Annotated in this window: 6 protein-coding genes; 1 reads left to right on the top strand and 5 read right to left on the bottom strand. The window is 37.3% G+C overall.

Annotation, left to right across the window (positions count from 1 at the left end; genetic code table 11):
- The 5 genes from ABZA26_RS02255 to ABZA26_RS02235 all read right to left on the bottom strand — a co-directional run.
- Nucleotides 1-3,336: hypothetical protein (locus tag ABZA26_RS02255; protein WP_372712899.1), on the bottom strand; the 3,336-nt coding region annotated here is incomplete at its 3' end.
- Between the two features lie 17 nt (nt 3,337-3,353).
- On the bottom strand, nt 3,354-4,055 hold the full coding sequence (gene rsmG, locus ABZA26_RS02250) for a 16S rRNA (guanine(527)-N(7))-methyltransferase RsmG (protein WP_372712898.1): 702 nt from the start codon (nt 4,053-4,055) through the stop codon (nt 3,354-3,356).
- Nucleotide 4,056: 1 nt separating this feature from the next.
- A complete protein-coding gene (gene mnmG, locus ABZA26_RS02245) occupies nt 4,057-5,943 on the bottom strand; it encodes a tRNA uridine-5-carboxymethylaminomethyl(34) synthesis enzyme MnmG (protein ID WP_372712897.1) in 1,887 nt (628 codons plus the stop codon).
- Nucleotides 5,944-5,957: 14 nt separating this feature from the next.
- Nucleotides 5,958-6,620: a TrkA family potassium uptake protein gene (locus ABZA26_RS02240; RefSeq protein WP_372712896.1), complete on the bottom strand. Its 663-nt coding sequence runs from the start codon at nt 6,618-6,620 to the stop codon at nt 5,958-5,960.
- A gap of 59 nt (nt 6,621-6,679) precedes the next feature.
- Entirely contained in the window at nt 6,680-8,017 is a 1,338-nt protein-coding gene (locus ABZA26_RS02235; RefSeq protein ID WP_372712895.1) for a TrkH family potassium uptake protein, read from the bottom strand.
- 332 nt (nt 8,018-8,349) lie between these two features.
- Here ABZA26_RS02235 and ABZA26_RS02230 point away from each other — a divergent pair, with 332 nt between their 5' ends.
- Nucleotides 8,350-9,531 (top strand): tetratricopeptide repeat protein, encoded by a 1,182-nt coding sequence (locus ABZA26_RS02230; protein ID WP_372712894.1) that lies wholly within the window; start codon nt 8,350-8,352, stop codon nt 9,529-9,531.
- The last annotated feature ends 128 nt before the right edge of the window (nt 9,532-9,659 follow it).

Here is a 9,659-nt window from a genome sequence, read left to right as displayed (position 1 = left end):
TCTCACCTTGTTCATCTTCAAGGACAGAGAGTAATCCAATGAGGTCATAGGATCAAAATCATCTTTAACCTCTTCAATATCAGGAATTTTTAGGTAACCTTCGAGAGAAAGTTCTCCGTTGTTTACATTCCCCTTAAACTTCTCTATAAATATACGATCGTTTTCTAACCTTATGTCTGAATTAACATCTTGAAGAAGTATACCATATTTTGGTATCTCACCTTTCAAATTTTCCACATAAAAACGACCTTTATTCTTTTCATTGTTTAAATGGATATCTATTTTTGACCTTCCCTCTATTTTCTCTACCCCGGAGGAGAAAAGAAACAAGTTCAGGAGTTTTAGATCTATTTCAGAAGAGATTATATCAAAATCATAATTAAAAGGCTTAAATTTCAGGTTTCCTTCGGCACTAAGATTATTCCCCAAATAATCCAAACTAAATTTATTAAGATTGAATTTTTCCAGATCCCCTGTCATGTCTACGACTATATTATCTAACTTTATGTCTGAAATATTTATAGTATCCCCGGCCAGATTAACCTTATACATCAATTTATCCAAAGGTCCCCAGACTCTAAAATCCAGGTCCATCTCCCCCTCTTCCTTTGTATAAGGAAAAAGATAGGTCGTTTTAGACAGATCCAACTGATTTTTAGTGCTCTGAAGGTCAAGATATCTGTTTTTCAAGTCCAGATCTGCCTTGGCTTCTAAAATATCTTCCCCTGCATCATTTAAAAGCACTACTCTGCTCAGGTCAATGTGCCCTGTTTTACCAAGTTCTTCGCCTGTTTTCCCTAAAAAGCTTCCTTCCATATATACATCTGGAAATCTCTTTCCACGGAGATACACCCTGTCTGCAGAAATCTTTCCAAAACTACGGATGTTGTCTCCATAGCCCCAAAGATAAACCTCACCCATGACACGATATTTGAGATTTATATCTCCATAGTACCCGGGAAGATTTTCTTCAAATAAATTTAGTTTCATAGTGTAACTTTTGTCGTCAACTCTATAACTTCCATTTAGTAAGTTTTCATTAATCTTTAAATTTTTAAATTTTACAGTCTTGTCATTAAAATCTACCCTGCCTGAAAGTTTTAGATTTTTGCCCCTCTCCAAGTTCACTGTAACGCCTTCTAAAAGAGCTTCAGCAGTTATGTTACTCAGAGGACCTTTCACATTCCCTTGGATTTTATCTGCATTAAAATCTACGTGAAGAAAGTTCAACTTTTTATTGGAAAGTTCTGATATCTTATATTGAAAATCAACATTTGATTCAATTATATTATAGGTACCGTTAATTGTCAAAATGTTGTTCCCAAACTCCCTTATGGTTAAAAAATTATCCTCTAGGTTGCCATCAAACTGAAAATCATAAAAGGAGGTATCCAAGTAAGACAGCTTGTCTAGATACCCTTTGAAGTATCCTTTAAGCTTTCCGTCATATTTGACGTATATATCCCCTTCAAGGTTATTAAATTCTACAAAATATTTTCCATTTAATTTTTTGACATTTATATCCCCTTGAAATTCAAGGTTTTTACCCTCTATACTTCCTTTGTAATCCCCTTTCAGATAAAGGTTCGGCACCTCAAAATAAGAGCTGATATCCGTATTTATGGTGGCAAAGTTCAGGCTGTACTCCATTGTTTTTACATTTATCTGACCCTCTCCTGTGATCTCACTGTCTCCTTTTGTGTAAACCAGAGAACTCACCTTAAAGTTATCTTTTATTGCAAAAATATCTGCCTTAACTTCGTGCTCACCTGTTTTTATATTGATTTTACCCTTTCCCAGAAGAAAAGTTTTTTCTCCATAGTCATATATTATTTCCAGATTACTTTTATTTTCATAGTCCCTGCCTTCTACAGTTACTTCAAGGACATCTTCTGAATTCTGTCTTATGGATAGCAGTTTTTTACCGGTGTCCACATCTCCCTTAAAAGAGATCAGATTGGAATTCATATCGAAATTAATTTTTTTATTATTAAAATCAAAATAAACATTTCCCGTGGCTTTTTCCAGATTTGTTTTACTCTCTATATCTAAAATTTTATACTGTAGTTTCCCGCCTTTTTTATCGAAGACGCAGTTTAGGTCCATAGTCCCTTTTACTGGAAAAGCAGTATTTTCAAAATACCCAAGTAAATTCACATCATCAAAATAAAACTTTTCCTTTTCATATCGGAATCTTCCTTGAATATTTTCGCCTTTTAAATTTTTAAAAACGTATTCCGGGGATTTAAAATCAACCTTGACTGCCAGGTCATAATCTTTATTGAAATTAAGATTTACATGGACAAGATCAAACTCAGTTCCTTCAAGTGGTAGCTTCTGCTCTCTCAGGAGATCATATTTTTCAAGGAAAGCATAATCCACCTCTTTAAAGTAAAAATCAAGGTCGAGTCCCTCTCCCCTTACAAGACTTAAGAGAAACTGTCCTTTTTCTCCGTCAAAGTCGTATTCTGAATTCACATATATCTTATCCCCGTTAAAAGATACATTTCCACTTATATTTTCAGGAGTTCCCTGAAGGCCCTCATAAGTCACACTGGCCTTGCGGAAATCCCCGCTTCCTGTAAAAGAATCAGGTTCTAGGGTCAGGTCTAGGTTTACCGTCCCTGAAAGGTATGTCAGATCATCAGAGTCGTATGCATACTGCATCAGATCATCAGTTATCTCTACATCTCCCAGCTTTATCCCCAGAGAATATCTCTTGTCATTATTATCAAATAAAAACCTGTATTTTTCTTCCCCTATATTCCCGTCAAAATCAAGGTTTATTCCTTTTGTTTTATGGAAGAAAACATAACCTTTGACATTATTCACCTTTTTTTCTATGGGTCTATCATAGGCCGTGTCCCTGTATAAAAGCTCTCCGCCCCTTACTGTTATAATATCTATGGGAACTCCTGTTCCTGCCTTAGAGGTAGAAGGGCTGTCATCTGAAGAATCTTTTGAAAAGGCCTCCACTATGTTTATGTCGTTGTTTGCATTACGGGTTATCCAGACTTTCGGGTTTTCCACTTCGATGCTGTCGATACGTCCTCTTATTATTTTTTTAAAGGTGTATCTCACTTCCACTTTAGGTGCAGAAAGGATGAGCTCTTCCCCGTCTTTCAGAGTGACCCCTTTAGCCTCTATACGGCCAAATTCTTTGAATTGAATAGATTTCATCTCTATATCCGGCCCCACTGCCTTCATGAGGATGGATCTCACTGTCTGAGGAAGACTGTACCTCACTGTTGTGTACAGACTATAAGATATCATTATTAATATCACTACTACAAAGGCAGCGAAAACTTTATGATATTTTCTAAGTAAGTCCTTCATGGGCTCCTCCGTAATTTTTAAAGGGGTCTTTTTAAAGGTATCCCTGTTCTTCTCGGATACTTGCCGCTGGTAGCTTTCTTTTTTCTTATCTTTATTATAGTTCTGGGATCGTTGCTAAAAGGAAGCTGAAAATTATATATCTCCTCTATTTGAGAATTCAGTATCTCCAGAGCATTTCCAGATTCATTTTCCTCTCCTGTTCCTTCCATCTTTTGTGCCAGAAACAGTGCATCTACCTTTAAAAAAGGTATCATATATTCCAGGATGACATTTAGTTTTGAAACTCCTCTGCACAGCCCCAGGTCATATGTCTCTCTTTTTTCATTTTTTATATACTCTTCTGCCCTGTCATTTACTACTTCCACATTTTCCAGCATAAGCTCATTTTTTACCATTTCCAGAAAATCAGTTTTTTTACCCACTGAATCCATGAGTGTAAACTTGATCTTGGGATTGCATATGGCCAGAACCATCCCTGGAAATCCGGCTCCTGTCCCTATATCTATGGCTGTTTCTGTATTTTTGTCTATCAGCTTCTGGAGAAGCATGGAATCTATAAAATGCTTCTCTATAAGAGAGTCTTCATCTCTTATAGCTGTGAGGTTTGTATGTTTATTGGTTTCTAAAAGCAGGTCTGCGTAAGCCACGAGATTATTCACTATAGCCTCTTCAAATTTCAGACCCAAAGCCTCTATACCCTTCAAAAGATATTCTCTCATCTTATTTTCCTCTCATTTTTAGATTTATCAGAAGTACCTGTATATCTGCAGGAGACACACCGGATATTCTCGAAGCCTGTCCTATATTCATAGGTCTTACTCCCTTTAGTTTTTCCTTGGCTTCTCTTGGAAGACCAGATACAGTTTCATAATCAAAGTCATCTGGTATCTTCTTGCTCTCGATGGCCTTATGTTTTTCTATCATTTTAAGAGATCTCTCTATATAACCTGCATATTTAACCTGTACTTCTGCCTGATATTCGGCATCTTTAGAATATCCGTTCAGGTCAAAATTTTCAATAAGTTCTGCAGTGTATTTTATATCCTGGAAAGTTACTCTCGGTCTTCTCAGAAGTTCCTTCAGAGTAGTCCCTGATTTCAGAGCAGGTTCTCCGGCCTTTTCAAGAACTTCGTTTACTCTTTCATTGGATGAGCCTACATTCTGTAACTCTAGTTTTTCTATTATTTCTGAGGTTTCTTTCTCTTTTTTCAATACTCTCTCAAAATCTTTTTCCTGCAAAAGTCCTATTTCATAACCTGTCTTAGAAAGTCTGAGGTCTGCATTGTCCTCTCTAAGCATAAGCCTGTACTCACTTCTTGCAGTAAACATCCTGTAGGGTTCATTTGTCCCCTTGGTTACAAGGTCGTCGATCAGAGTTCCTATATATGAATCTGCCCTGTCTAAAACCACAGGGTCCTTTCCCTGGATTTTTCTGGAAGCATTTATTCCCGCTATCAGCCCCTGCGAAGCTGCTTCTTCATAACCCGAGGTACCGTTTATCTGACCTGCAAGATAAAGACCCTCTATTTTTTTAGTCTCTAATGAAAACTTAAGCTCCTCTGGTAGTACATAGTCATACTCTATTGCATAGGCATATCTCATTATTTTTGCATTTTCCAGTCCCACTATATTTCTCAGCATCTCATACTGAACATCTGTGGGAAGGGAACTGGAGAATCCGCTGATATAGACTTCGTTTGTTCCGTATCCCTCTTTTTCAAGGAAAAGATGGTGTCTCGTTTTGTCCTGGTACCTGAATACCTTATCCTCTATGGAAGGACAGTATCTCGGACCAGTACCCTGTATCGTCCCGTTAAAAAGGGGAGATCTAGCCTTGCTTTTTAAGATAGTCTCATGTACCTTTTCATTGGTGAAGACTATATGACAGGGTATCTGTTTTCTTCCTTCTACTTCAGAATCCGGTGTCCTGTCTGAAAATTTAAGAAGTTCCTTATCCCCGGGCTGCTCCTCTATTTTTGAATAATCTATGGTTCTTGCATCAATTCTAGGAGGGGTACCGGTTTTAAACCTTCCCAGTTTAAGTCCTATCTTCTCAAGAGATTCTGGAAGTTCGTCTGAAGGGAGTTCCCCCATTCTTCCACCTCTGAACTGTTTATCCCCCACATGTATGAGTCCTCTCATGAAGGTTCCTGAAGCTATAATTACAGCCTTTGCCCTGTATTCTACACCGACCTTTGTTTTTACTCCCACTATTTTCCCGTCTTCTGCCAGTACCTCAGTTACCATCCCCTGGATAGATTCCAGATTGTCGGTATTTTCTATTGTTTTTTTCATTTCCATATGGTAGAGCTGCTTGTCTGCCTGAGCTCTGAGAGATCTTACAGCAGGACCTTTCTTGGTGTTCAGTACCCTCATCTGTATAAAAGTCTTATCTATGTTTCTCCCCATCTCACCACCGAGGGCGTCTATCTCTCTCACCAGGTGAGATTTTGCAGGGCCACCTATGGACGGATTGCACGACATTACCCCTATATTATCCAGGGTAATTGTAAATATAGCCGTCTTCATACCCATTCTTGCTGCTGCAAGAGCTGCATCACATCCGGCATGTCCTGCCCCTACTACTATTACATCAAAGTTATACATTATTTCCTCCTGTACTATTTTAGGTCTTCAAGCTGCTTGGCGGTTTTTGCATCAGTTATTACCAAAAGTATATCATCTTTTTCAATAATACTGTCCGCCCTCGGTGTGGGATCTAATAACCCGTTGCTTTTCTTGATACCTACAATGTTTACATTATATTTATTTCTTATTCCAAGCTCCATCAGGGTTTTATCCCAGAATATACTCGGAGCCTTTATTTCCACAAGAAGAAAATCCTGAGAAAACCTCAGATGCTCTATCATGTTTGGCTCCATAGCCAGCAAGGCCACCCTTTTCCCCATGTATTCTTCTGGATATATTACCTTAGTAGCTCCTATTTTACCCAGCACCTTTCCGTGACTCTTGCTTACGGCTTTGGCTATTATGCTTTTTACTCCCATTTCCTGAAGTATCAGAGTTATTATTATACTTGACTGGAGGTTCGAACCGATGCAGACAAAGGCCACATCAAAGTTCCCGGCTCCTATCTCCTTCATGGCCCTTTCATCAGCCACATCCAGGGTCACAGCATTATCAACTATATTGTTGTTTACCGCCTCCTGTACAAGATCCTCATCTATATCCACTGCCAGGACATCTTCTCCTGCCTCATATAATGTTTTTGCCACACTTGTTCCAAATCTTCCCAACCCAATAACAAGATACTGTTTTGCCATAATTTCACCTTTCCCCGATAATATGTTTTATTTAAAATTTATAAATTTAAAATTGAAATTTATCCTATAAGAATATTTTCCTTAGGATATTTTCTCTCTTTCTTCTTAGACTGTTCCCCGAGGGCCAGAGCGAAAGTAAGAGGACCTACTCTTCCTATTAACATTGTTACTATTATGAGTGTTCTTGAAAATTCATTCATATCAGCGGTAACTCCCATAGACAAGCCCACAGTTGCGAAAGCTGATATAACTTCAAATATGGTCTCGCTGAACCCCAGATGATCTGTCATGAGCATAATGAGTATTATAGTACTGACATATGCCACTGAGATTACCAGTATAGCAAGTGCTCTGTTCAGTATCTCCCAGGAGATTCTTCTGTTGGCCATCTCGATATCTTCCTGTCCTCTGACGATCCCCACTACATAGACCATTATTACTCCAAAGGTGGTAGTTTTTATCCCTCCTCCTGTAGATCCGGGAGAGGCCCCTATAAACATGAGGATGCAAAATAAAAATATTGATCCCGGAGTAAGATTTCCCATTGGCACCGTATTAAAACCAGCCGTTCTGGTTGTTACACTTTGAAAAAAAGAAGCCATGACCTTATTAAATATATTCATATTTCCTATTGTCAGAGGGTTTGTGTATTCCAGTGCAAAAAACAGTACCATCCCTGTAAGGGTAAGTATTGTAGATATGAGAATAACCACTTTAGAACTCAGATTAAATCTTTTTTTCTTTGTTCTATAGTAGTTTATAAAGGAGCTTATTACTGCAAATCCTATCCCCCCAAGTATTATGAGCAGTGCGATTGTAAGGTTGATAACGATGCTTCCGGAATATCCTTCAAGACCTGTTGTAAAGAGGGAAAATCCGGCGTTACAAAATGCCGATATAGAGTGAAAAATACCAAAAAGAAGGGCTCTCTTAAAGGGCATCTCCTTCAAAAATTCAAATGTCAGAAATACCGTACCGATAATCTCGATGGTAAAAACAATCCTCACCAGTCTTGTAACGAGGTGAATTATTTCACCGGTATTTTCTGCATTTAGGTCTTCTTTCAGTATTTTCATTTCGTGATAAGTTATCCTTTTACCTATCATCATAAACAAAATAGATGAAAAAGTCATTATCCCAAGTCCGCCTAGCTGGATAAAAAAAAGTATTACTCCCTGACCAAAGGGAGAAAAAACTTTACTGACATCTACAACTGTGAGGCCTGTCACACACACTGCTGAAGTAACGGTGAAGATGGAGGTAAGATAATCTATCTCATTTCCCGGGGTTACTGAAACAGGGAGCAGCAGCAGAAAGCTGCCTATAAATATTGCAATAACAAAAAACAGCAGCAATATTCTCGACGGAGGCATTTTTTTAAGTGTAAAACCAATCATCGCATACACCTCTTCTTAAATTTTTATTTTCTACGTGAAACTTGATAAAATAAAACCAACACTTGGGATCGCCTCTGATAAAATTACCACAGGAGGATTTTTTATAAACTCTCAATTAATTCTGTGAAAATGTACTTAAAAATATTTTACAGCCAACTATCTCAATATTTTAGATAATTAGCTGTAGTTCTTATTTCACATATGAATTTTATTTTTTATCCTTCGTTTATTATACATTATTTCAAAGACCCTTGCAAGAGTAAGCATCCTTGAATTATATCTCTCTTCATGTTAGAATACGGAGTAATTTTTTATAGAAGGAGCGGATTTTTTTGGTAAGAAAAATAAAGAAAAAGAACTTGATAATCACCCCTAATCTGGAAAGGGCTGCAGAGAATGAATTTATCATATTGTTTCCAGATAATGCTAACACATATATTGAAAAGTACAATCTGGCAATGGATGCCCTTGAAAAAGAAGATGTACTAAAGTCTGAAAGTATCCTAAACAGCCTTGTGAAAACTCTAAAATGTCACTTTGAATCATACAACTCTCTCATTGATATAGCCCTCACCCAAGGGAACTATCCCAAGGTTTTAAAACTCTTTAATCAGGGAGAAAAAGATGTCAATTTAATCTTGGAAGATTTGAAGCCTGAAGGCATGATCTGCTGGAAATACGGCTCAAACAGAGATTTTCTGACTTTTGTATATAATGTCGGAGTGAGAGGACTAAATGCAGGGAATCCTCAGAAGGCAAAAGAGATTTTTCATCTGCTTTTGAAGTTGAATCCAAGCGACGAGCAGGATGTAAGCGAGATTCTTATTGACACTCTTTTCGAGATGGATGACTATCATTCTGTTATAGAGGTTTCAAAAAACTATGACAAAGACAGAAACCCGTCTATGGTTTTCAATGAGATTTTAGCTCTCTATATGATCGGAAAACTGGACGAGGCCAAAACTCTAATTTCTAACATGAACAGTAAGAATATGAAAGTTTATGCACAGCTTGAAAAAGAGAGCAGTTTTTTCAAAGAGGAATCTAATAAGTATATTCCTTTCAACTCCCTTCAGAATAAGTTTCTTTACTACTGGGAAAATTTTGGTGAATACTGGAATTCCGCAGATGGGGCTATAGAGTTTCTAAAATCGAATGTACCTGTTGGAGTTTATGAGGAATCTGAAAGCAATGCTGAGATTCCTGTAGAGGACTTGAAAACTTGCAGTATAGAGGCCTTTGAGGAGAATCTCAAAGAGAAAGAACTAAAGGAAGCTACAATAAAAGAACATTTAGACAATATTGCTGCTTTCCAGGAAGTACTCTCTTCTAAAGAGAAAATAAAAGAAAAACTTGTACTTATTTTCAAGGATGGCGTTTCAAAATCAAGGCTGAACAAACTTGTCACTACTCTGAATCAGTATTTCAGATTTTCAATAGAAGACAAAGATCTCTTAAAAGAAATTTTATTTGAATTCAGAAATCTCAAAGATAATCTTTTGAGTTCCATGTAATAAAAAAGGAAGGTTTTAACCTTCCTTTTTTAATCCCACTTTTTGAGTCGGAGTTTCCCCTCAGACTTTTCCTCATACCTTGCCATTATATATATCAAATCTGATAGTCTATTCAAGTATTTTTTTAC

It is taken from the genome of Ilyobacter sp. (genome assembly GCF_041583315.1).
Classification (GTDB): domain Bacteria; phylum Fusobacteriota; class Fusobacteriia; order Fusobacteriales; family Fusobacteriaceae; genus Ilyobacter.
This window is presented reverse-complemented; position numbering and strand designations above follow the sequence as displayed.